13 protein-coding genes are annotated in these 25,450 nt (G+C 70.2%); all 13 read right to left on the reverse strand.

The window, feature by feature from the left end:
- Window positions 1-4 precede the first annotated feature (4 nt).
- The 13 genes from KEC57_RS15620 to rpoB all read right to left on the reverse strand — a co-directional run bounded on the left by KEC57_RS15620 (window position 5) and on the right by rpoB (window position 25,157).
- Window positions 5-592 carry a hypothetical protein gene (locus KEC57_RS15620; RefSeq protein ID WP_229385616.1) on the reverse strand — a complete coding sequence of 196 codons (588 nt, stop codon included), beginning with the start codon at window positions 590-592 and terminating at the stop codon, window positions 5-7.
- Window positions 589-2,199, reverse strand: coding sequence for a DUF5684 domain-containing protein (locus KEC57_RS15625; RefSeq protein WP_229385617.1), 1,611 nt, complete (start codon window positions 2,197-2,199; stop codon window positions 589-591). The genes KEC57_RS15620 and KEC57_RS15625 overlap by 4 nt, the downstream gene beginning before the upstream one ends.
- Window positions 2,196-4,706, reverse strand: coding sequence for a transglutaminase TgpA family protein (locus KEC57_RS15630; protein WP_229385618.1), 2,511 nt, complete (start codon window positions 4,704-4,706; stop codon window positions 2,196-2,198). Before KEC57_RS15630 ends, KEC57_RS15625 begins: the two co-directional genes overlap by 4 nt.
- On the reverse strand, window positions 4,703-6,106 hold the full coding sequence (locus KEC57_RS15635; protein WP_229385619.1) for a DUF58 domain-containing protein: 1,404 nt from the start codon (window positions 6,104-6,106) through the stop codon (window positions 4,703-4,705). The genes KEC57_RS15630 and KEC57_RS15635 overlap by 4 nt, the downstream gene beginning before the upstream one ends.
- A complete protein-coding gene (locus tag KEC57_RS15640; RefSeq protein WP_229385620.1) occupies window positions 6,103-7,068 on the reverse strand; it encodes an AAA family ATPase in 966 nt (321 codons plus the stop codon). The genes KEC57_RS15635 and KEC57_RS15640 overlap by 4 nt, the downstream gene beginning before the upstream one ends.
- Before the next feature lie 55 nt (window positions 7,069-7,123).
- The gene (locus tag KEC57_RS15645) at window positions 7,124-13,102 is read right to left on the reverse strand and encodes an Ig-like domain-containing protein (protein WP_229385621.1); all 5,979 of its coding nucleotides are present in this window, start codon (window positions 13,100-13,102) and stop codon (window positions 7,124-7,126) included.
- On the reverse strand, window positions 13,102-14,238 hold the full coding sequence (locus tag KEC57_RS15650) for a serine/threonine-protein kinase (RefSeq protein ID WP_229385622.1): 1,137 nt from the start codon (window positions 14,236-14,238) through the stop codon (window positions 13,102-13,104). The genes KEC57_RS15645 and KEC57_RS15650 overlap by 1 nt, the downstream gene beginning before the upstream one ends.
- Window positions 14,239-14,366: 128 nt before the next feature.
- Complete coding sequence (locus KEC57_RS15655; protein WP_229385623.1) at window positions 14,367-15,023, reverse strand: spermidine/putrescine ABC transporter substrate-binding protein; 657 nt, start codon at window positions 15,021-15,023, stop codon at window positions 14,367-14,369.
- A 72-nt stretch (window positions 15,024-15,095) separates the two neighbouring features.
- A complete protein-coding gene (locus tag KEC57_RS15660; RefSeq protein WP_229385624.1) occupies window positions 15,096-15,641 on the reverse strand; it encodes a DUF6121 family protein in 546 nt (181 codons plus the stop codon).
- Complete coding sequence (locus KEC57_RS15665) at window positions 15,642-16,670, reverse strand: ABC transporter (protein WP_229385625.1); 1,029 nt, start codon at window positions 16,668-16,670, stop codon at window positions 15,642-15,644. It abuts the gene before it with no gap.
- A 244-nt stretch (window positions 16,671-16,914) separates the two neighbouring features.
- Window positions 16,915-17,532, reverse strand: a complete 618-nt coding sequence (locus KEC57_RS15670; protein ID WP_229385626.1) for a hypothetical protein — start codon at window positions 17,530-17,532, stop codon at window positions 16,915-16,917.
- 216 nt (window positions 17,533-17,748) lie between these two features.
- Window positions 17,749-21,621: a DNA-directed RNA polymerase subunit beta' gene (gene rpoC, locus KEC57_RS15675; RefSeq protein ID WP_229385627.1), complete on the reverse strand. Its 3,873-nt coding sequence runs from the start codon at window positions 21,619-21,621 to the stop codon at window positions 17,749-17,751.
- 41 nt (window positions 21,622-21,662) lie between these two features.
- Complete coding sequence (gene rpoB / locus KEC57_RS15680) at window positions 21,663-25,157, reverse strand: DNA-directed RNA polymerase subunit beta (protein WP_229385628.1); 3,495 nt, start codon at window positions 25,155-25,157, stop codon at window positions 21,663-21,665.
- Window positions 25,158-25,450 lie beyond the last annotated feature (293 nt).

Below are 25,450 nucleotides of genomic sequence, written 5' to 3' on the forward strand. Positions count from 1 at the left end.
GAGATCAGGTCAGGAGCAGAACAGTCAGCGCGGCGACGGCGGCGACCACCAGGACGGCGCCGACCGTCACCAGGATCGCGAGCCGCCGGCGGGCGCGGGCCCGCCGCGAGCGGGTCACGGCGTCGTGGGAGCTCGAGGAATCGTGCGGGTCGGCTGAGGGGGGCGATGGCGTCGTCGCGCGCTGCGCGATCGGCGGGGGTTCGCGCGGAGCGCGCCGGTCGGCGAGGACGGCAGGCTCGGGAACGTAGGCCTCGCGCACCACGCCGATCGGCTCGGTATCCGTGGTGGCGGCGGACCCGGATCGAACCGTGCGCAACTGCGTCTCATCGTGCGCCACCGCGTCGTCGATCGGCTCGGATGGCCCCGCCTCCGCGACACGCGACGGCGGGTTTCGACGCGTGCGCTCCACGCGTACCGTCCGGTCCTGCAGCGGGTCGGCATCCGCGGTCACACCCCGCCGCGACAGCATCGTGTCATCTTCCGGCGATCGGCGCGACGACAGCACGGTGTCGTCCTCGACGTCGTCGGCGGGCGGAGGCGACGACATCCGCCTGCGTGCCGGTTCGGTGCGGTCGTCGGCCTCGTCCGTCACGCCTCGCTCCGCTGGAGCCGGATCTCGGCGTCGCCCAGCAGGAATCGATCGCCGGCCTCGACCTCGACGCCCGGCGTCGCCTCGACCTCGGTACCCATCAGCGTCGCGAAGAACACGCCGTTGGTGGAGTCCAGATCGGTCACGTACCAGCGATCGTCGCGCAGCTGCAGCCGGGCGTGGGTCTTGGAGACGGTGCCGTCCTGGATGGAGATGAGCTGGGCGCCGGGGTGAGCGGGATCCGCTGCCGGACGGCGTCCGAGGATCACCGTCTCGGCGGAGAGCGGAACGGGGTCGCCCGTGGGCGGAACGAGCGACCAGTCGGTGCGCCGGCGACGGGCGATGACGGTCTCGTCGATGACGTCGTCGGGGATCTCGGGCCTGGCGTGGAAGGCCGACACCGAGGACCGCGCGGAACGAGGCGCTCCGGCGTCGGGCGCACCGGCGACCGCCGAGACCTCCGCCGACGCCTCGGGGAACGCGTCCGGATCGCTCATCGGCGTGCGTGCGGGCACCCACGGGTCGCGCTCGTCGCCTGGCGCGCTGCCGGGAGCGGGAACACGGGTGACCGGGGGCGTCGCACTGACCCCGGTGTCGGCGATGTCCGCCTCGGGCGTGTACGGGGTGCGTCCACGAAGGGGACCGTCCGCCGACACCGGGGTCACCGGCGGCTGCAGGGACGGCACCGCGGAGATCGGTGCGGGAGCACCGGAGACGGCGCCGGTCACCTCGCCGGTGAGGTCGGTGATCTCGATCGCACCGCCCTCCCACACGTCGGGGGCCACGTTCTCCTTCGGACGCGACGCATCCGCGAGAGCGGCGAACGACGCGGCGTCGCGCGTCTCGTCGACATCGAAGGCGCCTTCCACCGTGGCACCTGCAGCTCGTGCTGACGAAGGTTCGGCCGGGAGGGGCGGAGGCGTCCAGCCACCGGGCGGGGGCGAAACAGCAGAAGCGACGGGCGCGGGCGCGGCCGGGGCGGGCGGAACGGGCGGAATCGGCGGGAGCGCGGCAGCCGGTGCCTCGGGCAGGGGTGGCACCGCCGCATCCGGCGTCGCGTACGCCGGCGTGGAAGGCGCTGGGCCGAACGTCGCCTGGGCCGCGCTCGCGTACCCGGGCGTCGCCCACGAGCCGAACGCGGAGGAGTCCTCACTCGAGAGCAGGGCCGGCGAGGGCATCAGCGGCGTCGGCCAGGCCGAAGGATCCGGAGTGCGCCGGACACCGGCATCCGCTTCATTTCCGACCCAGCGGGCGCTCCCCCAGCCGATGATCGACGCCCACACGGGGACGACCAGGATGCCGAGAACGGTCATGCCCGCGCCGAATCCGAAGGCCACGCTCAGCCGGTAGATCGCGATCGCGAAGACCACGAGGAACGCGAGCTGTCCGAGGATCGGGATCAGAGCCAGCAGGATCAGCCACGGCGACAGCCCCGCGAGCTGCAGGAGGACGATCGTGTTGAAGATCGGGATCCACGCCTTCCACGGCTCGACGCCGGACTTGCGGAAAACCGCGGCGAGGGCGAGCGAGACCCAGATGTAGAAACCGGCTGTGAGCAGGAGGCTGAACAGCGTCCCGAAGACGGCGGCAGAGGCATCGGTGGCGGTCATGGCATCGGACGCACCGGTCGGGTGCGTCCTCTCCCCCTCTCGGCGAATCGCGATTGGGCACCCGTTTCGGGCGCCAGCGGTCGAAGCAACGATCTCAACGATACGGTCGCGAGCAGTCCGCGCCAGACTCCACGCTCCCGTCGCAGCCGTCGGCGCTCATCGTCGACGGCGTTCCAGTAGTCCTGTGCGTCCTCTGCGGCCAGCAGCGCGTGCGAGAACACCGCCCGGTCGGCGCTGCGTGCGAGGTCCGCACCGACGGGGCCCGCGAACGCGCCGGCGAGCTCGGAGCGGGTGAGTCGGCGCGGGGCGTCGTGCCCGGCATCCACCGCCGCATCGACGTACTCGTCCCATCCGCCGGCGACCCGCGCCGCCGGTGTCCCCGTCAATCGGCGCGAGCGCCGTCGGGCGGCCTTCGCGCCGAGGATGATCGCGAACGGCCCGAACGCGAGCAGCAGGAGCAGCAGCACGACGCCCGAGGCGCGCAGCACCGGCCACAGCCACGCCAGGTCGGTGCCGGCGTCGTCGTCCGCAGCCGGGTCCGACGCGGAATCCTCCTGCGCAGGATCGGGCGGCACGACCTCCTCTACCGAGTCGGGACGCACCTCGGTCACGTTCTCGGGATCGCGCTGCTCTGTGACGTCCAGGCTCGGCGACTGCGCGTACTGCGGGGTCACGTCGACGGCGATCCACTCGCCGTCCGCGGACTGCACCTCGGTCCACGCCGCGAGATCCTGGGCGCGGCAGACGCCCGCACCGCACCCCGCGAGACCCGGCTCGGGCGTGAGCCGGGCGCCCACGACGACGCGCGCGGGAAACCCCAGTTGCCCCGCGATGAGGGCCACCGCGGTCGCGAACTGCTCGTCGTCGCCGACCGCCGCGACGTAGTTGCCGGATGCCGCGGCCCGAGGATCGGACTCCCGCTCGAGGAGCCGCGCGAACATGGTGTCGATGCGCGCGAGAGAGTGGCCGGACGCGCTGGGCTGGAACGCGTAATCCGACAGCGCGGTCGTCCACACCGGCGCGACATCGCCCTCGACCAGTCCGTGGCTCAGATACCCGCGGTCCCGCAAGAGCTCCACCAGGCCGGCGAGGGCCGGTCCGTCGCTTCCCACCACATGCTCGTCCACCCAGGTGCGCAGAGTCTCCGGCACCGGCACCTCCGCGGACAGCCCGCCGGGAGCCTGCACCTCGGCCAGGTCGGCCGTCTCGGGCTCGACGCCCCGCACGACGTACGCATCGCCTTGCTCGAGTCCCCCGCCCGCGGTCTGGACGCCCGCGGCCGCCGCGGCGTTGTAGTAGAAGCGGTCGGCGAGCGACGCGGCACGGCCCCCGCCGAACTCGACCGCCTCGAGGCGGCCGGCGGTCGGCATCCAGACTCCGTCGAGCCCGTCGATCGCGATACGCGCCGCGACCGGTGCACCGTCGCCCGCGTCGAGGGTCGACGGCACCCGCACGAAGCGGCCGGCATCCACCGCGCCGGCACCACCGGTGCGGAACACCTCGCCGTCGTAGGCGTCGAGCGTGGCGAGGCGCACCCGCTCGGGCAGTTCTCCCCCGGACGGCTCGACGGTGAACAGCACGTCGTCGGCGCGCTCGTTCGAGAACAGCGCGCGGTACTGCGCGAGCGGGCTGACCTCGGCCGACAGGTCGACGTCGGGGCCGATCGCCGAGCGCAGCACCTCGCGCTCGCTGCCCCGCGCAGCGAAGGGCACCACCGCGACGGCGATCACGAGTGCGCCGACCAGGATCCCGCCGCCCAGCAGGGTCCGCCGGCGATCGACCCGCGACGGGCGCCGCGAGATGCGCACCCCGCTGGAGGCGGCGGCGCGCTGCAGCGCGCGGATGCGCTCATCGTGCGTGCGCCATGCGAGCCACAGCAGGCACGCGACGAGCGCCGCGACCCCGATGGCCGTCTCGACCGGCGCGTAGAAGGCGAGGGGGCCGAGCCGGAGCGGGGCGCTCACGGTCGTGCGTCCGAAGAACAGCCCGAAGGAGACCATCGCGAGCGCCACCGGCACCGCGCCGTACGCCGCGCGGTCTTCGCGCCACGCCAGCAGCAGCATCACGCACGTGCCGACCAGGAAGATCACGAGCGCGGGCACGAGCAGGTTGCGGTACGAACCGACGGCCAGCTCGACCGTCACGAGGTCCTTCCAGCCGAGCACGAGACCGCTGGCGAGCTCGCCCAGGCCCCGCACGATCTCGGCGGGTCCGCCCAGCCGAGACGGCACGGCGAGGGGAACGCCCAGCACGAGGATCGCCGCCGCGAGGAGTGCGGCCACCAGCCAGCCGCTCCCGCGGCGGAGCCACACCGCGACGGCGATACCGGCACCGACGAGCGCTCCGGCCACCACGAGAAGGACGAAGCTGCCCGCCTGATAGATCGGCCACGCCGCCACCGCAGCGATCAGCACGATCACGGCGGCGAAGGCCGCCCCCACGGCGATGCGCGGCACGACGCGCCCCGCGTGCAGGCCGCCGCGGGAGGCATCCCGATTCACGCTCATGACGTCGCCCCCCGCAGCAGGAGGCCCGAGAGGTCGTCGACCGTGCCGACGGTGAGCACGGTCATGCTCGACAGCTGCTGCATGCGCGGGTGCGCGCGCTCGTCGCAGATCACGCCGACGACCACGGTGTCGACGGGGAACGCGAGCGCGGCCTGCTGCAGACGCGTCAGCGAGACACGCGAACCCACCACCACGAACGCGATCGACAGCCCGTCGCCCGACTCGGCGGCCAGACGGCACACCTCGCCCACGGGCATCGTGCTCTCGAGCCGATCGACCGCACTGAACCCGTCGAGCATGGTCCGGGGCGACTCGGCCGGGATGTGGCGGATCGCACGCAGACGCCCGCGCACGACGCGCGGGATCTCAGAGCCCGTCACGATGGCGACGTCGCGAGCGTCGTGGACGGCGCGAAGCCCCAGCGACGCCGCACACGACACAGCCAGTTCGAACTCGTCGGGATCGGCGAACTCGGCCTCTGCCACCGCGAGGATCACGGCCATGCGCGAGCGGCGGGACTCCTCGTACTGGCGCACCATGAGGCGCCCGGTCTTGGCCGTGGAACGCCAGTGGATCTGGCGCTGCGAGTCTCCGGGTGCGTACTCGCGGATGGCGTGGAACGACATGTCGGCGTCGACCAGGCGCCGCGTGGGGCTGCCCTCGAGATCGCGGATGAGCCCCGCGCTGGTGGACGGCAGCGACGTGGTGCGGGGGTGGACGAACACGTCGTGGACGTCCTCGAACGCGTGCTCGCGACGCAGGAGCCCGATCGGGTCGCTGCGGACCGTCGTCACCGGACCGACCGTAACGATTCCGCGGCGCAGGCCCGGGATGTCGAGGGGCTGCGCGATGCTGTGCCCCGGGCGCAGCAGCGGCACGCCGAACTCGACGAGACCGCCGCCGACGGGTACGTCGAGGCGTCCCGGCAGCGCGATGCGGTGCCCGTCGTTGCGCACCACGATCTCGCCGTCGATGCCGTCGCCGGCGACGACGCGCCCGTGCGAGAGCGACAGGTCCACCTCGTACGACCGCGCGCCGAATAGGAACGGAACGGACGCGAGGAGCAGGACGATGGATGCCGCGCCCGCGACCATCCACTCGACCCAGCCGAACACGAGCCCGAGCACCAGCCCCGCCGTGGCGGCGACGGCGACCAGCGCGCCCGCCGGGCGGACCGTGCGCGCAGCCCACTGCACCGCCGCGCGGACCGCTGAGCCGGCTGCCCGCCACGCCCCCGCCCACCACACGACGGCGCGCACCAGTGCGCGGCCGCGGCTCGACGAAGTGACGCTCGTCGACGTGACGTGCGTTCGCCCCTCGGGCTCGGTGGAGTGGACGGTGCGTGTGAGGCGCGCCTCGGCCGTGCTGAAGGAGTCGCGCTGCCGTTCGGCTGTGCTCATACGGCCTCGCGCCTGCTGGGTGGTGCGATGTCGAGCAGGACCTGGCCGATCACGGTCTCTTGCGTGACCCCGTCGAACTCGGCCTCGGGGTGCAGGATCAGGCGGTGCGAGAGCACCGGAACGGCGAGCGACTTCACATCGTCGGGTGTCGCATAGGTCCGCGCCTGCGACGCGGCCCGGGTGCGCGCGGCGCGCGTCAAGGCGAGCGCCCCGCGGATGCTGACGCCCAGCCGCACCTCGTCGGCGGTGCGCGTGGCGTCGACGAGCCGGGCGATGTAATCGAGCACGAGCGAGTCGACGTAGACCTGCGCCGCGAGATCCGCCATGCCCACCAGCGCCTGGGGCGTGATGATCGGCGTGAGCTCGTCGGTCGAGACGGCGGCGCCGTCGAGGATCCGCACGGTGGCGGCGTGGTCGGGGTAGCCGAGCGAGGCGCGCATCATGAAGCGGTCCAGCTGCGCCTCGGGAAGCCGGTAGGTGCCCGCCTGCTCGACGGGATTCTGGGTGGCGAGCACGAGGAACGGCACACCGACGGGGCGCGAGACGCCGTCGATGGTGACGCGCCCCTCCTCCATGACCTCGAGCAGCGCCGACTGCGTCTTCGGGCTCGCCCGGTTGATCTCGTCGGCGAGCACGATGTTCGCGAAGATCGGGCCCGCATGGAACTCGAACACGCCCTCCTTCTGGTCGTAGACGCTCAGTCCGGTGATGTCGCTCGGCAGCAGGTCGGGCGTGAACTGGATACGGGTGTTCGTTCCCTGCACCGACTGCCCCATGGCGCGCGCGAGCGAGGTCTTGCCCGTTCCCGGCACATCCTCGAGGAGTACGTGGCCGTCGCTCATCATCGCGGTGAGCACGAGCTCGACGACGTGGCGCTTTCCCAGCACCGCGCGCTCGACGTTGTCGGCGATCTGTGCGAACGTCTGCGCGAACCAGTCGGCCTGCGGCTGGGTGATGGTCATGTGGTGTCCTCTGGCGTGCGGTGGTGCGTGGAGAAGGGCGAGCGGATGCCGATGCTCACGGCGTCGGCGTGGGATCGGGCGGGTCCGGCGGCACCGGCGGCCGATTCGGGTCGCACTCCGCCGCGAACGTGGTGCTCGCAGGCGTCAGGCCCCAGCCCTGGGCATCCCAGTTCACCGAGACGGCGATGCCTTCGACGTAGGCCGCGCCGACCGGGACGGTCCAGGTGGCGGCTTCGTGCGGCAGCACGGCGCCCGACTCGTCGTAGTAGCGCAGGCCTGCGTTGCCGAACGTGACGGCCGCCTTCGCGCCGCTCGAGGCGTTGGAGGAGTCCCATGCCGTGGCGAGCGTGCCGCCGCCGACGCACGACGTCACGCTCCAATTGGCCTGCACCTGATAGGGCGCGCTGCCGCTCGCTGGCACCGCCGTCGCCCACGGCGTCGACGGCCCCCACCACTCGTGCACGTAGCGCACCTGGATACCCGGGTCACGCCCGAAGACGCTCGACGGCGGGCCGCCCTGGATCTCGGCGTAGTTGCGGTTGGGGATGCGCTCGGTCGATGTCGGCTGGGCCCGGATCACCCATTGCGCGCTCTGCGCCGAGACATCCGGCGCCGCGTCGACGGCGAAGGTCCATCCGCGCGGCGCGCGCCCCGACTGCTGCGCCCGCACCGACGCGGTGGTCTCGGCACGTCCGAATCGCTGGTCGCCCCACCACGACTCGACGCACAGCGTGAAGGTGTACTCGTTGCCGTCGGCGAGGCCCGGGAACGTCGCGACCGCCCCGTCGACCGACGTCGTGCAGCTCTGCCCTTCGCGCACGATGCCGTAGCGCAGCGTCGAACCGTCGCCGTTGAGGGTCGCGGTGGCCCGGCCGGTCACTGTGACCGTGCTTTCGCCGTCCGAGGCGGCGCTCAGCGCGAGCTGAGGCGACAGCGGTGCGCCGACGCCGTTCGTCTGCACCGTGGTCGCCGCACCCGCCGCACTGCCGCCCAGGCCCGGAGGAAGCTCGAAGCGGGAGTAGGGCGTCACCGTGACGATGGCCGCGGTGTTGGTGCCCACGCGGTACGAGGGCACGACGATGCGGGTGTCGTTGCGGCCGATCGGTACGCGGGCGAGCTCCCCGTCGGGGCTCGAGATCTCGAAGCTGCCCGTCTCGCCGGGCTCGATGCCGTCGAGCACCAGCGAGACCACGCCGCCCTCGCCGGAGGTGACCACCGGGCGGGCGGTGATGCTCCTCGGGGCCGGGGGCGTGTCGTACGCCCACGCGACCGTGCGGACGCTCGCCTTCGACTCGCCGACACCGTTGACGGCCCAGGCTTCATAGGTGCGCTGCTCGCCGTTGGGCGCCGTGATCGGGGGGCACACGCCGACGGCGGTGCAGCGCGCGACCTCCTGGCCTGCGGAGCGGATGACGAAGCCGGCGAGTGCCGGGTACGCCAGGCGTGCCTCTCCGGGGTCGACGCGCAGGGTCACCGTGCCGTCCGCATAGGACGCCTGCACCACGCTCGACGGAGCCTTCGGGAAGCCGAGCAGATCCAGCAGCACCCGTCCGTCGCGCTCGGAGTTCGTCATACGGCCCTGCGCGTCGCGCACCGAGAACGTCGCGCTGCACGTCGCCCCCGGGGCGTCCTGCGTCCACGACGCAGTCACCGACGTCGCCGACGCGACCTGGAAGCTCACCCCGACGCACGCACCGGCGGTGCGAACCCCGACCACCTCGAGCGGGGTGCGCGGCAGCGGGTTGACCTCTCCCTTCGCGCCGATGACCTGGATCATGCACGAGGAGCCGGCGGCCTGAGAACACTGCTGCGCGGTGGATCCGCCCTGCGGAAGCGTCGACGGCGCGGCGCCGACACGCAGGATGAGACGGGCGGAGGCGACCGCAGGGTGGCTCGTGACCGAGACGATCGCAGCCTCTTCGGCCCCGGGGACCGCCCGGTCGGCGCCCGTCACCGTGAGGAGGGAGCCCTCCTGCGTCACCTCGAACGCGGTGCCGCTGTGCTGGAGGTCGTAGACGATGCCGTCCCAGTCCTCGCGCAGCTGCCACGTGGTCATATTGCGCAGATCGAACGTCGCCGTCTCGCCCGGTCCCACCGTGACGGAACCGGGCCGGAGCTCCGGCTGCGGGTCGAGCGGATGCACGACGATCGGCACCGACAGATACGTCCAGTCGTCCTGACCCACCAGACGCACCGGCACCTGGCAGGCATCCGCCCACGGCGCGCCGGCACCGGCCTCGTAACGCACCGTGGATCCGGATTCGACCGCGCAGACCGCGTCGGCGCGGGCGCCCGAGACGCGCACCTCGGTGCCGACCTCGATCCGGCTGCCGCGCGGCCGGGCGACCAGCTCAGCCATGTCGAACGTCGTCGACTCGAGCTCCTGGACATCGGGCGCAGCCGTGCCCGCCCGGATCGTGAGCGCGAGATCGTCGTCGCCGGGCACCTTGAGGAACGCGTAGGTCGTGACCTCACCCGACGTTCCTTCGCCCGTGACCGCGAACGGGATGAGCCGGGTCGTGGCCGGAAGGGCACCGCGCAGCCGCGTGCCGTCGACCGACACCCCGTCGGCGTCGCCCCACAGCGAGACCTCGAGATCCGACACCTCACCGCCCGACCAGATCGCCTTGTCGGCGAGCACGTCGACGCCGCGGGGGAACTCGTCGCGCGACTCGACCGTGAGGATCGTGTCGGCGACCACCGGGTAGTCCGGCACCGTCTCACGCACCACCCTGACGACGATCAGGCCGCGACCCGTGTTGCCCGACGTCGACTCGACGTCGTACAGGAACGACATCGTTGCGGGCTCGTCACCCGCCTCGATCACGACCGTGGCGTCGTCGACCGTCTGGATGCGCGCGTCGAGGCGCGCGTAGTCGGGGTTCTCACTGCCGTCCAAGAGGGCTGTCGGGGCATCGGGGCGTATGTCGGTGAGCTGGAGAGTGCCCATCGTCGGATCGAGGTCGTTGGAGAGCGGACTCACCCGGATGGTGTTGCCCTCTCCTGCCTGCACCTGCACATAGTCGGTGAAGGTCACCGGGCTGGGATTCGCCTGGCCGTCGAGCACGCCCACGCGCACCGTGCCCTCGGCGGTCTCGCCGAACGCGTCGATCACCCGGTAGCGGAACGACGCCTGCCCGCTGTCGCCGGGGACGCTGGTGTAGAGGATCGAGGCGCCGTCGGCCGAGATCGTCGCCGAACCGCGCTCGGGCTGCGCCACGATGCGGTCGAGCGTGACGACGTCGCCGTCGGGGTCCATGCCGGACCCGTCGAACTCGATGAGGGAGGACTGCCCGCTCAGCACGCGCCCTTCGAGCGTGTCGGCGGTAGGCGCGCGGTTGGCGGCGTCGTCGATGACGCGCACGCGCACCGTCGCAGTGTCGGCGAGGGCGGGCGCACCTGTCGTGAACACCGAGTACTCGATCCCGTACTCCCCCGGCTCGCCGGGGGCGAGGTATCGCAGCACGTCGTCCGACGCGAAGGCGAGCGCCGCCCCGGACGAGGACGTCACCGAGGCCGGGTTGAGGGTGGGGCGCCCGCCGGCGGGCGAGATGTCGTTCTCGAGCACAGGGATGTCGATCTGCGCGCCGGCGCGCACGACGACGGTGTCGTCGACCGCGATCGGTGCGAGCTCGGGGGCGGGCGGGAGCAGATACACGGTGGCTTCGCCCACGACCCGCGCCCCGGCATCCTCGGAGCCGTCGCTCACGACGTACGACACCGTGCCGAGGCGGCCGGCCGCTCCGCTCGCGGTCGTCCCCGACACCCGGAGATGGTTCTGACCGACCGCGTCCACCGACAGCGACGCGCCGGCATCCGCCCGGGCGACGACGTCGCTGAGCAGCAGCACGCGCCTGGTCGGATTCGACACCGCGTCGAACACCTCGAGCGTGGCGTCTTCCTGGGGATGCACGAATGCCACGACCGGTGAGGTCGCCAGCTGCGCCGGCGCGTCCGCAGCGAGGAGTGTGATGCGCGCGGTGCCGGTGGCCTCGCTCACCCCGTCCGTCACGGTGAAGTCGACGCGGAACGTACCCGGATCCTTCGCGGTGAAGTCGAACGACGTCGATCCGCCCGCGGCCGTCGCCGTCGCCGTCGCGTCGTCGAGCACCCGAACGGAGTCGAGCGACACGGCGCCGGCAGTGCCGGTGACATGGTCGGCGACGTCGACCGTGATCCCCGACCCGACGGTGTCGACCACGGCGAAGGACTGCGCCTGGATCTGCGGCTGGGGCGACACCTTGACGATGAGGGACTTGACCGCGGTCTGGCCCTGGGTATCGGCGACCGTGACCGCCAGTTCGATGAGCTGCTCCCCGCCATCACCGCTGTCGCTGTGCTGGTACACCACCTCGCCGCCGGGTGTGGCCGCCACGGTGCCGGGGCCCGTCACGTTCTGCACGGACAGCAGCAGCAGCGGGTCGCCGTCGGGATCGACCCAGCCGGGCAGGACGGGCACCGTCACGGTGCCGCCGCGGGCGACCTCGGGCTGGGGCCATTCCACGAGGCAGCGTTCCACACCGCACCACTCGGGTGCGGTCTCGACGGAGGGGGGCGCCACGGTGAGCGTGACGGTGGTCGGCTCCGACAGCAGCCCGTTCGCGGTGGTGCCGTCGGCGACCGCATAGGAGAAGGATGCCGACCCGCTCGCGCCCGGCTCGACGCGTACCGCGAACCGCTGTCCGTCGTCGGTGATCGTCACGGTCCCGAATCCGGGATCGAGACCGGTGACCGACGTCGGATCGATCGCGAGCACATCCTCGTTGGGATCGTGGTCGTTCATCAGCACCGGCAGAGTCACGAGGCTTCCGGCGCGCACGCCGAAGGCGTCGGGCTCGGCGATCGGAGGCTTCGGGTCGAGCACGACCTGCAGCTGCTCCTCGCTGGGGACGGCGTCGGGGTCGGTGCGGTCGTCGAGAGACCAGTCCTGACTCGAGGCGATGAGTGCGCCGTCGGGCACCGACCAGGCCCACCCCGACCGGGTCTCGTTCAGGATCACGGCGGAGTCGCTCGCGACGAAGACCGGTCGCAGCTGATCGGGCATCGTCCCTGCGGCGTAGTCGAGGGCCACGGTCTCGCCGCCCGATCGCCACAGCAGCCCGTCGGCATCGCCCTGCGGCAGCCACGCGGCGAAGGTCTCGCCGTCGTGGGGGATCGGCTGGGCCGGGGTGCCCAGCACGGTCCCGTTGCCCGCGCCGACCTCTACATCCATCTCGGACCCGTCGGACGGCACGCGCACGAGCGAGGTGTCGTCGGCGAGGAAGATGTCGGTGCCCGTGGCGTCGGGCCGGCCCACCACCACGGTTCCCGTCGTCGGGGCCGAGGCCGCGGCATCCGCTCCTCGCAGCCACACGTCGCCGTCCTCGGTGTCGACGACCGCCCAGGTGTCGCCCGCCGCGGTGATCGCGGGCGACGCGATCGTCTGGGTGTCGAGCGCATCGCGGGCGCGCACCGAGGACTGGCGGATGTCGTAGCGCAGCACCGACCCGTCGGCGCGCGAGTACGCGAAGAGCACTCCGCGGTCGTCGAGGGCGATCGCATCGGCCGCGTACTGCGGGGCGTCCTCGTCGTCCGTGGCGAACGGGTCGAGCTGTGCGGCGGATCCGGCCGACAGCAGGCCCGCGAACACGGCGCCCGAGTCGGTCAGATAGGCCACGAAGTCGCCCGCGGTGACGACGTCGGTCGTTCCCGGAGGCGTCGAGGCGGAACTCTGCAGGGCCTCCTCGTCGATGTCGGCGGGCATCGTCTCGTCGATGCGGGTCAGCTTGGAGTAGCTGTCGCTGAACAGATAGGCGGCGTCACCCGTCTGCACCACCTGATCGGGGTTGCTGATGCTGCGCACCGTGTCGAGCTCTCCGACCGACGTGTTGATACGCGCATAGCGGCGCCCCTCACCGGTCTGCAGTGCCCACACCGAGGTGTCGACCTCGGGGGTCTCCTGCGCGTCGAGGCCGGGCCAGACGACGCTCGCGCCGATCACCACCGCGACGGCGGCTCCCGCTGCGACCAGTCCGGCGAGCGTCCGGCGACGCATCAGAGCGCCCCCATGATCAGCAGGGCGGCGACCACCGCGCCGACGCCCAGCACCATGCCGGCGCCGATGCCGACGGCCCAGGGCAGAACGCTCTGCCGCGACCGGGCGGGAGCCGAGAACTCGGTGTCCTCGTCACGCGCGAGAGAGGCGACGCCCGCGCCCGCACGCAGCTTGCGAGACGTGGGGCGCTCGACGTGCGAACGCCCGGGTCCGCGCAGGGCCGAGTCCGCGAAGTCGACCGGGACGGATGCCGGCGCCCAGTCCGCCTCGGGGATCTCGAGCGGCGTGGGAGAGCGGCCCAGTTCGACCTGCACCGCGTGCAGCGCCTCGGCGAAGGCGCGGGCCGACGGCTGCCGTCGTCCGGGATCGCGACTCATGGCGGTGGCCAGCACCCGCTGCAGGGACGCGGGCACATCGGTGCGGGGGATCTCGACGTAGCTCGCGCGCGCGATCCGCTGTCGCAGCAGATCCTTCGTGTTCTGCCCGCGCTCGCGGCGCTCGAACGGGCTGTGCCCGGCCAGCAGCGAGTACACCGTCGCGCCGAGACTCCACACCTCGCTGGTGACGGTGCCCGCCGTCTGTTCGGCGATCACCTCGGGAGCACTCCACGGGATCGACATCGCGAGGACCTCGTCGGCGGACTTTCGCTGCAGGGACGACGAGATGCCGAAGTCGGCGAGCACCGGCGTGCCGAAGGTGGTGATGAGGATGTTGCTCGGCTTGACGTCGCGGTGCACCAGTCCGGCACGGTGTGCGGACTCCAGCGCGCTCGCCATGCGCACGCCGATCACGAGCACCTCTTCGACCGGGATGCGCTCGACCCGGTAGCGCTGCGCGAGCGACCCGGGGCAGTACTCCATGACGATGTAGGGGCGACCGTCGGCCGAGATGCTCGCCTGATACACCGTCACGATCGACGGGTGGGCGGAGAGGTGGGCGAGGACATCGGCCTCGGCGTTGAACATGCGGCGCAGCTCGGGGTCGCGCACGTCGCTCGGCATGACCTTCACCGCCACGTTGCGACGAGGCATGTCCTGCTCGTAGAGGAAGACATCGGCGAAGCCGCCCGACCCGAGCGGACGGATGTAGGCGAGCCCGGGAAGGATGGGGGGCGCCGAGGGAAGCCGTGTAGCCACCGCACCTCCTGCGTGCCGATACCCCGAGAACGACGGATGCCGACGATGCAGCAAACCCGGCCATGCTAACAAAGCCGCCTCGGAATCTGGGACCAGACCCGGAGCGGTGTGGACAACGCTCGCCGGCGTCAGCCGTCGCGCGGATCGTGCGGGTCGAACGGGGCGTCGAGGAAGCTCGTCAGATCGGCGAGCATCGCCTCGATCTGCGGTTCGACGAACTCCGCGATCGCTGCCTGGATGCGCAGGCGGTGGTGCAGCAGGATCGTGCACACCTCGCGCCCCACCATGTTCGCGTAGTCGTCGGCGAGGCCGACCTCTTGACGCAGAGCCGCCTTCGCCTCGTCGCTCAGCGGAGGAAGCGCCGGAACGACGGCGTCGGCTTCCTGTTCGAGCCCGGCGATGGTGAACAGGAACGGCGCGCCCGGCACGGGGTCGGGATCCAGCGGCAGCCCCTCGAACTCGGGGTCGAGTCCCTCAGCGGGGCGGTACGGCCGCGTGCCGTTGCGTGCAGCCTGCTGGTCGAGCTCGGCCTGCAGCATGGGAAGGTTCAGTGCCGTGTACGCGGCCACCGCGCGGTCGACGATCGTCTTGATGCGCGTGGACAGCCCGTGCTGCACGCCATGCGGCACGTCGGCGCCGAGACCGGCCGCAGACAGCACCGGTGACCCGAAACAACGGCGGCAGGGAGCGATGCGCCCGCGGTGGGTCGCCGGCTCCCACCGGGGCAACCAGACCAGCCAGGCGTCCACCGCCTGGCTCACCTGCGTCTCGAGCGAACGCTCCACGTGCTCCACGGTAGTACCCGGCATCCGATTCCGCCCGGATTTCTGCGGATCGAACCCTCCGGACGACGTCGGCTACTCGTCGTACTCGTCCTCCCACGGCCACCGCGGGCGATGCGCCCGGGTGCGGACGAGGGCGATGCCCGACCACGCGCAGACGAACGCGGCGCCGGCGATGACCAGCCCGAACCACGATGTGGCGAGCCGGCCGGCGATCGCCGTGGCGACGGCCAGGTCGGAACCCGTCACGAGGGCGGCCAGCCACACTCCGCCGATGTAGGCCAGGAAGCAGGCCACGGTCGTCCACGCGGCTCCCCAGAACGACGGATGCCGCGTGCTCGCGGCATCCGCGTCGGCAGGGCCGGACCCGGGCACAGCCGTGCCTCCGCCGCCTCCGCCGATCGCCGCCCAGAGACCGGCCGCGAAGGCGAGTGTGGCCAGGACCATCCCCGTGATGCCGGGCGTCTGACCCAGGCCCGGCGTCGCGATGACATCCTGGCCTGTCACGAGACTCGTCATGCCGAGACCGAAGATGGCCAGGGCGACGAATCCCATCGTCGCGAAGGCGAGCGCCGTGAGAGGGCGGACCTGTCCGCCATTGCGCCCCGGCGCCGAGGACATCTACGGACGGACGAGCTGCGGCCCGGCCTCGAGGGTGCGCTCGTACTCGCGCTGCGCCTCGACGTTGAGCTCGGTCACGCGCTTTCCGCGCGCGGCGGCCCAGGCGCCGAACCAGATCGTGAGCTCGCGCGCGATGACGAACGCCGCGATCGCGAGCGGGGCGAGCAGCTCCGCCTCGACCAGCGTCGCGCCTTCGCTGGCGGTCAGCGTCCAGAACGGGGCCTGGAAGAGAGCGCCGAGGATGTGCCCGCCGTATGCGGCGACGCCGACCAGAAGGCCGAAGATCACCCAGGCGCCCCAGCGTCCGCGGTTGATGATGGCGCCGAGCAGCCAGAACGCGATGAAGAACACGACCACCGGGACCCACAGCGACCACGTGCTGAGAGCTGTGAGGGCCGTCGAGCCGACGTTCTCGCCGGTGACGTCGCCGGCCAGCGCACCGAATCCGAGCCACGCGCCGAGGTACAGGACGGCGAACGACAGTGCTGCGAGCAGGCCGATCGCGCCGACGGCGGCACGGTTGCCGCGCGGATGCGGAGCCTCGGGAGCCTGGACGAAGATGGGCTGCGGCGCGTAGGCGGTCGCAGCGACGACACCCGCGGTTGCGGGGTCGATGACCGGCTCGCTCGGGGTGACGACGGGGGCGACGACCACGGTCGGCGCCTCGTCAGCGGCCGAGGTGTACACCGCGGTGTCGGCGGCGGCACTCTGGTAGTCGAGCGACGAGGCCTCGGGCGAGTCCCACGGATCCGGCTCAGCCGCGGGTGCCGCGACGGCCGCCTCGGCGGGAGCGTCTGTCTGGGCAGCGCTCGGGGCGGGGGTCTCGCTCACGACGATCGGTTCCTGCTCTGCGGGGGTGGCGGGCTGGTCTGCGGCGGCACTCTCGGTCGACTCGGCGTCGGCATCGGCGACGGCCTCGCGACCGGCGGCCTCGGCCTCGGCAAGGCCTTCCTGAGCGCGCCCGACCACGTCGTCGACGTCACCGGGCTCTTCGACGGGTTCGCCGTAGGTCGACTGGGGGTCACTCATCGCGGGCACTCCTCACGCGGGGCCAGATCCCCACAGTGCGAGGGTAACCCCCGCATCGGCGCCTGTGACGGAGGCATGCCGAGCGATTCTCGGGCGCACGCGCAGAGAACCGCGGGCGATCCTCCCCCGGCCCGCTCCACACCTGCACCGTCTTCTGGCGCGATGACATCCTCATCGACACCGCGACTCCCACCCGGCACCGTCCGGGTTCACGGCCGCGATCGTCGAGAGCGTCTACGGCTGATCAGCCGTAGACATTCCTGTCGAGGCGCGCGCCGTAGCCGTCGGGGTGCCACTCGGTCTCGACGCTCGCGAGCCACATCCCGTCGCGGAAGCTGTGCTCCTCGACGACGCTGCCCTGCGTCCGCGTGCACACGACCTGCGCGTCGTTCGACTCGCATGCGAATCCCTGCCCGCGCAGTGCCGCGTCGGCGATGCCCACAGCGTCGTCACCCACACGCGACAGCGTCGTGACGATGCTGCCGCCGGTCTCCAGCCGCCACTGGCACGTCACCAGCACCTCGGGAGCCAGGGCATCGGTGAGCGAGGTCACCTCGGTGACCGGAGCCGTCACCGTCTGATTCAGCAAGGCGGCCCGGTTCCAGACGAGCTCGTTCCACAGCTCGTCCGGGTACAGCGTGCGGCAGTCGATCGCCCCGCCCGCGATCGCCAGCTGTGCGGGCGTCTCGCTGGGGGCGACGGCCGGCTGGGGTTCGGTCGATCGACGCAGCGAGTCGCCGAGCCACGCGACAGTGACCGGGATCATCGGCAGAGACAGCCACACCAGCGCCCCCACGATCGCCGCGCACACGAGGCCTGCGGGCACGGCGATCCACGAGTTGCGACCGCCGACGCGTGCCATGGCCCCCACCTCCGATCCAACGGTAAACCGCGACGACCGGATGCCACTGCGCGACGCGCAGCACGACGAAGGGCCCCGGCGGAACCGGAGCCCTTCGTGTGCGTCCGAGCTATCGGACGAGAGCCTGCGAGATCTCGATACGCTCGTTCCTCGCTACTCGATCTAGACCCGCCTCGCGTCAACGCTCGCTAGCGCTCGCATCGACCCGAGTCGCGTCTAGTTGTAATCGGTCGTGAATCCGTCGGTCGAGAAGCTGTCGAAATCGACGTAGCTCAGGTCGGCGTCGGTGTACGCGCCGTCCGAGGCGAAGATGCGGTTGGGGTACCGCTCGCTCTTGGCCTCTTCCGTCGCCTCGACCACGACATCGCGGTACTTCGCGAGTCCGGTTCCGGCGGGGATGAGCTTTCCGATGATGACGTTCTCCTTGAGGCCCATGAGCGGGTCGCTCTTGCCCTCCATCGCCGCCTGGGTGAGCACGCGCGTCGTCTCCTGGAACGACGCGGCCGACAGCCACGACTCCGTCGCGAGCGACGCCTTCGTGATACCCATCAGCTCCGGACGACCCGATGCCGGGCGCTTGCCCTCGGCGACGGCCGCACGGTTCATGTTCTGGTAGCGCTTGAAGTCCACCAGCTCACCCGGAAGCAGCGTCGTCTCGCCGTGGTCGACCACGGTGACCTTGCGCAGCATCTGACGGACGATGACCTCGATGTGCTTGTCGTGGATCGGCACGCCCTGCGAGCGGTACACGCCCTGGACGCCGTTCACGAGGTACTTCTGCACCTCGCGGGCACCCATGACACGCATGACCTCCTTGGGGTCGAGCGTTCCCACCAGGATCGGCTGGCCGACCGTGACGCGCTGGCCGTCCTCGACCAGCAGCGTCGCGCGCTTCAGGACGGGGTAGACGTGCGGCTCGTCGCCGTTGTCGGGCGTGAGGATGACCTTCTTGGCCTTGTCGGTCTCGTCGATCGTGATGCGGCCATCGGCCTCGGCGATCGGCGACGCACCCTTGGGGGTGCGGGCCTCGAACAGCTCCTGCACGCGGGGAAGACCCTGCGTGATGTCGTCTGCCGACGCGGAACCACCGGTGTGGAAGGTACGCATGGTCAGCTGCGTGCCGGGCTCACCGATCGACTGCGCCGCGATGATGCCGACGGCCTCGCCGATGTCGACGATCTTGCCGGTCGCGAGCGAACGGCCGTAGCACTTCGCGCAGACACCGACGGCCGACTCGCAGGTCAGCACCGAGCGGACCTTGATCGTCTCGACACCCAGGTCGACGAGCTTGTCGATGAGCACGTCGCCCACGTCGTCGCCGGCCGAGGCGAGGACCTCGCCCTTCTCGTCGACGACATCCGCCGCGAGGGTACGGGCGAACACCGAGTTCTCGACGTTCGCGTCGCGCACCAGCACGCCGTCGGCGCCGGGAGCGGCGATCGTGAACTCGAGGCCCTTGTTCGTCGAGCAGTCCTCCTCGCGGATGATGACATCCTGCGAGACATCCACGAGACGACGCGTGAGGTAACCCGAGTCGGCCGTACGGAGGGCCGTGTCGGCCAGACCCTTGCGGGCACCGTGCGTCGCGATGAAGTACTCCGCCACCGACAGACCCTCGCGGTACGAGGAGATGATCGGACGCGGGATGATCTCACCCTTGGGGTTGTTCACCAGGCCTCGCATACCCGCGATGTTGCGGATCTGCAGCCAGTTACCACGAGCACCCGACGACACCATGCGGTTGATGGTGTTGTCCTCGGGGAAGTTGTCGCGCATCGCCTTCTGGACCTCGTCGGTCGCCTCGGTCCAGATCTTGATGAGCTCCTGGCGACGCTCGGCGTCGGTGGTGAGACCCTTCTCGAACTGCGCCTGGACCTTCGCGGCCTGCTTCTCGTAGCCCGCGACGATCTCGCCCTTGTTCGGGGGCGTGAGGATGTCGCTCAGCGCCACCGTGACACCCGAACGGGTGGCCCAGTAGAAGCCGGCGTCCTTGATGCGGTCCAGCGAAGCTGCGACCTCCACCTTCGGGTACTCCTCGGCGAGCTTGTTGACGATCTGCGACAGCTTGCCCTTGTCGGCCTGCTCGCGAACGAACGGGTAGCCCTTGGGGAGCGTGTCGTTGAAGATCGCCTGGCCGAGCGACGAGTCCACGAGACCGTGACGCTCGTAGCCCTCGGGCGCTTCGCCCTCGAGGAAGGTCAGACCCGGAACGCGGATGCGGACCTTGGCCTGCAGGTCGAGGGTGCCCTCGTCCTTCGCGAGGATCGCCTCGCCGACCGAGCCGAACACGCGACCCTCGCCCGATGCGCCGACCTTGACCGTGGTCAGGTGGTGCAGGCCGATGATCATGTCCTGCGAAGGCAGGGTCACCGGACGGCCGTCCGACGGCTTCAGGATGTTGTTCGACGCGAGCATCAGGATGCGCGCCTCGGCCTGAGCCTCGACCGACAGCGGCAGGTGCACGGCCATCTGGTCACCGTCGAAGTCCGCGTTGAAGGCGGCGCAGACGAGCGGGTGGAGCTGGATGGCCTTGCCCTCGACGAGCTGCGGCTCGAACGCCTGGATACCCAGACGGTGAAGCGTGGGCGCGCGGTTGAGCAGCACCGGACGCTCGCGGATGATCTCTTCGAGCACGTCCCAGACCTCGGGGCGCGTGCGCTCGACGGCACGCTTGGCGGCCTTGATGTTCTGCGAGTGACCGAGGTCGATGAGGCGCTTGATCACGAACGGCTTGAACAGCTCGAGCGCCATCTGCTTGGGCAGACCGCACTGGTGGAGCTTGAGCTGCGGGCCCACGATGATGACCGAACGGCCCGAGTAGTCCACGCGCTTGCCGAGCAGGTTCTGGCGGAAGCGTCCCTGCTTTCCCTTGAGCATGTCGCTCAGGGACTTCAGGGCGCGGTTGCCGGTACCGGTGACGGGGCGACCGCGGCGACCGTTGTCGAACAGCGCGTCGACGGCCTCCTGCAGCATCCGCTTCTCGTTGTTGACGATGATCTCGGGAGCACCGAGGTCGATCAGACGACGAAGACGGTTGTTGCGGTTGATCACGCGACGGTAGAGGTCGTTGAGGTCGGAGGTCGCGAAGCGGCCACCGTCCAGCTGCACCATCGGGCGAAGCTCCGGCGGGATCACCGGAACGACGTCGAGCACCATCGAGGCCGGGCTCATGCCGGTCTGCAGGAACGAGTTGACGACCTTCAGGCGCTTGATCGCACGGATCTTGCGCTGGCCCTTGCCCTCCGAGATCTGCAGGTGCAGGTTCTCGGCCTCGGCGGCCAGGTCGAACGCCAGCAGGCGGCGCTTGATCGACTCGGCGCCCATGTGGGCCTCGAAGTACTGACCGAAGCGGTCCTGGAGCTCGTGGAAGATCTCGTCTTCACCCTTGAGCTGACCGACGTCGAGGGTGCGGAAGTCCTCCCACACCTTCTCCAGGCGGATGACCTGGTCGTCCGCCTGCTTGCGGATGAGCGCCATCTCCTTCTCGGCGGCGTCCTTGACCTTCTTCTTCTGGTCGGCCTTGGCGCCTTCCTCCTCGAGCGCGGCGAGCTCCTCCTCCAGCTTCTGCAGGCGGGCGGCGACCTTCGCATCGCGACGGTCGGCGAGCGTCTTCAGCTCGAGACGGATGTTGCTCTCCTGCGTCGCGAGGTCGCGGTGGCGAGCATCGGTGTCGACGGAGATGACCATGTACGCGGCGAAGTAGATGACCTTCTCGAGGTCCTTCGGCGCCATGTCGAGCAGGTATCCGAGGCGCGACGGGACGCCCTTGAAGTACCAGATGTGCGTGACGGGCGCGGCGAGCTCGATGTGGCCCATGCGCTCGCGGCGGACCGAGGACTTGGTGACCTCGACGCCGCAGCGCTCGCAGACGATGCCCTTGAAGCGGACGCGCTTGTACTTGCCGCACGCGCACTCCCAGTCGCGCGAGGGTCCGAAGATCTGCTCGCCGAACAGACCGTCCTTCTCGGGCTTGAGGGTGCGGTAGTTGATGGTCTCAGGCTTCTTGACCTCGCCATACGACCAACGACGGATGTCGTCAGCGGTGGCCAGGCCGATTCGAAGCTGATCGAAAGTGGTTGATTCGAGCACTGGTTCTCCTGTGTCGGAATTCTGTTCGTTGCCTGGCCGGGTCAGATCTCGTCGATGGACGAGGACTCGAAGCGGCTGGAGATGTTGATGCCGAGCTCTTCCGCGGCGCGGAATGCATCGTCATCGGTGTCGCGGAGGTTGACCGGGGTGCCGTCTGCCGAGAGGACCTCGACGTTCAGGCAGAGCGACTGCATCTCCTTCATGAGCACCTTGAACGACTCGGGGATGCCGGGCTCCTGGATGTTCTCGCCCTTGACGATCGCCTCGTAGACCTTGACGCGGCCGAGGATGTCGTCGGACTTGATCGTGAGGAGCTCCTGCAGCGCGTACGCGGCGCCGTAGGCCTCGAGGGCCCACACCTCCATCTCACCGAAGCGCTGACCGCCGAACTGCGCCTTACCACCGAGCGGCTGCTGGGTGATCATCGAGTACGGGCCCGTCGAGCGCGCGTGGATCTTGTCGTCCACGAGGTGGTGCAGCTTCAGGATGTACATGTAGCCGACCGAGATCGGTGCCGGGAACGGCTCGCCGGAGCGACCGTCGAACAGCAGCGTCTTGCCCTCGGAGCCGATGAGGCGCTCGCCGTCACGAGTGAGGTTGGTCGAGTCGAGCAGACCCGCGATCTCCTCCTCGGCGGCACCGTCGAACACCGGGGTCGCGACCTTCGTGCCGGCGGGGGCCTCGAAGGCTTCCTTGGGAAGGTTCGTGGCCCACTTCGGGGTGCCCTCGACCTTCCAGCCCTGCTGTGCGATCCAGCCGAGGTGAAGCTCGAGCACCTGGCCGAAGTTCATTCGACCGGGGATGCCGAGCGGGTTCAGGATGACCTGGACCGGCGTGCCGTCCGCGAGGAACGGCATGTCTTCGACGGGGAGGATCTTCGCGATGACGCCCTTGTTGCCGTGGCGGCCGGCGAGCTTGTCGCCCTCGGTGATCTTGCGCTTCTGGGCGATGTAGACCACGACGCGGCGGTTGACGCCCGAGCCGAGCTCGTCGTCGCCGTCCTCGGCGTTGAACTCCTTGACCGCGATGATCGTGCCCTGCTCACCGTGGGGGACCTTCAGCGACGTGTCGCGGACCTCGCGGCTCTTCTCGTTGAAGATCGCGCGGAGCAGGCGCTCCTCGGCCGACAGCTCGGTCTCGCCCTTGGGCGTGACCTTGCCGACGAGGATGTCGCCGGGACGGACCTCGGCGCCGATGCGGATGATGCCGCGCTCGTCCAGGTCCTTCAGCAGGTCGGGGCTCACGTTCGGGAGATCGCGCGTGATCTCCTCCTTGCCGAGCTTCGTGTCACGGGCGTCGACCTCGTACTCCTCGATGTGGATCGAGGAGAGGGTGTCGTCCTTCACGAGGTCCTGGCTGAGGATGATCGCGTCCTCGAAGTTGTGACCTTCCCACGTCATGAACGCCACGAGGAGGTTCTTGCCGAGCGCGAGCTCGCCGTTCTCCGTCGCGGGGCCGTCGGCGATGACCTCGCCGGCCTCGATGCGCTCCCCCGCCGAGACGACGACGCGCTGGTTGTAGCTCGTGCCCTGGTTGGAGCGGTCGAACTTGCGCAGGAAGTAGTCCTGCGTGCCGCCCTCGTCCAGCTGCACGGTCACGACGTCCGCGGACACCTCGACGACGACACCGGCCTTCTGGGCGGTGACCACGTCACCGGCGTCGATGGCCGCGAAGCCCTCCATGCCGGTGCCGACCACGGGCGACTCGCTGCGCAGCAGCGGGACAGCCTGACGCTGCATGTTCGCACCCATGAGGGCGCGGTTCGCGTCGTCGTGCTCGAGGAACGGGATGAGCGAGGTCGCGACCGACACCATCTGGCGCGGCGAGACATCCATGTAGCCGATCTCGTCGGCGTGGAACAGGTCGACCTCGCCACCCTGGCCGCGACGGGCGAGGACGCGCTCCTGCGCGAACTGGCCGTCGGCCTTCAGCGGGGCACCGGCCTGGGCGACGATGTAGTCGCTCTCCTCGGATGCCGTGAGGTAGTCGATCTGGTCGGTGACCCGGCCGGTGACGACCTTGCGGTACGGCGTCTCGATGAAGCCGAACGCGTTGATGCGCGCGAACGACGCGAGCGAGCCGATCAGGCCGATGTTCGGGCCTTCCGGGGTCTCGATCGGGCACATGCGGCCGTAGTGCGAGGGGTGGACGTCACGGACCTCGACGCCTGCGCGCTCACGTGACAGACCACCGGGGCCGAGCGCCGAGAGGCGGCGCTTGTGGGTCAGACCCGCGAGCGGGTTGTTCTGGTCCATGAACTGCGACAGCTGCGACGTTCCGAAGAACTCCTTGATCGCGGCGACGACGGGACGCACGTTGATCAGGGTCTGCGGCGTGATCGCCTCGATGTCCTGCGTGGTCATGCGCTCGCGGACGACGCGCTCCATGCGCGACAGACCGGTGCGGACCTGGTTCTGGATGAGCTCGCCGACGGCGCGGATGCGACGGTTGCCGAAGTTGTCGATGTCGTCGATGTCGAGGCGGATCTCGGCGGGCTTGCCGCCGCGGATGCCGTCGAAGACCACGTCGCCGCGGTGCAGGCGCACCAGGTACTTGATCGTCGCCACGATGTCGTCGACCGTGAGCACCGAGTCGCTCAGCGGCTTGTCGAGGCCGAGCTTCTGGTTGATCTTGTAGCGACCGACCTTGGCGAGGTCGTAGCGCTTCGAGTTGAAGTAGAAGTTGTCCAGCAGCGCGCGGGCGGCCTCGGCGGCGACCTGCTCGCCCGGACGGAGCTTGCGGTAGATGTCGCGGAGGGCGTCCTCCTTGGAGAGGATCGTGTCCTTCGAGAGCGTCTCTTCGATCGAGTCGAAGCCGGCGAACTCGTTCATGATGTCTTCGGTGGTCAGGCCGAGGGCCTTGAGGAAGACGGTGACCGACTGCTTGCGCTTGCGGTCGATGCGGACGCCGACCTGGTCGCGCTTGTCGATCTCGAACTCGAGCCATGCGCCGCGGCTGGGGATGACGCGCGCCGAGACGATGTCCTTGTCGGACGTCTTGTCGGGGGTGCGGTCGAAGTACACGCCGGGCGAGCGGACGAGCTGCGACACCACGACACGCTCGGTGCCGTTGATGATGAACGTGCCTCGCTGCGTCTGCAGCGGGAAGTCGCCCATGAAGACGGTCTGAGTCTTGATCTCACCGGTCTGGTGGTTCATGAACTCGGCCTCGACGTAGAGCGGGGCGGCGTACGTCTTGCCGCGCTCCTTGCACTCCTCGATGGAGTACTTCTCGGGCTCGAGGTACGGGTTCGTGAACGAGAGCTGCATGGTCTCGCTCAGGTCCTCGATCGGCGAGATCTCCTCGAAGATCTCCTCGAGTCCGCTGATCTCGGGCACGTCGGTGCGACCGACGGCCTTCGCGTCGGAGACGCGAGTCTTCCACGCCTCGTTGCCGACGAGCCAGTCGAAGGACTCGGTCTGCAACGCGAGAAGGTCAGGGACCGTCAGCGTGTCGGAGATCTTGGCGAACGAGAGGCGGGATGCTCCGCGTCCGTTCTTGGGGGTGGTGGTGGATGCGTTGCGCGCAGCAGCCAAGGGGATTACCTCCGTGGGCCCGTGTGGGGCTCGTTTCCTTGTTATCAGGTGGAGTGCTCGATCGTCCCCAAAGCCCGCGCGACACACCTCGCATTCTCCGAGCTCGGAGAAGCGGGGGGCGCAGGGCACAGCCGACCACCATATGAGGGCAGGGGGAATCCAAGAGCGCAACTACCTACTATACGGGGGAGGTGGCGATCTGTCCAGCCGGATTCTTGAAATGTTCCGTGGGCTGCGGTATAAGGCCGCGATTGCGCGGTCTCATCGAGCCAAAGCATGGCGAGAACACGTCC

This window comes from Microbacterium allomyrinae (genome assembly GCF_020682705.1).
GTDB lineage: Bacteria > Actinomycetota > Actinomycetes > Actinomycetales > Microbacteriaceae > Microbacterium > Microbacterium allomyrinae.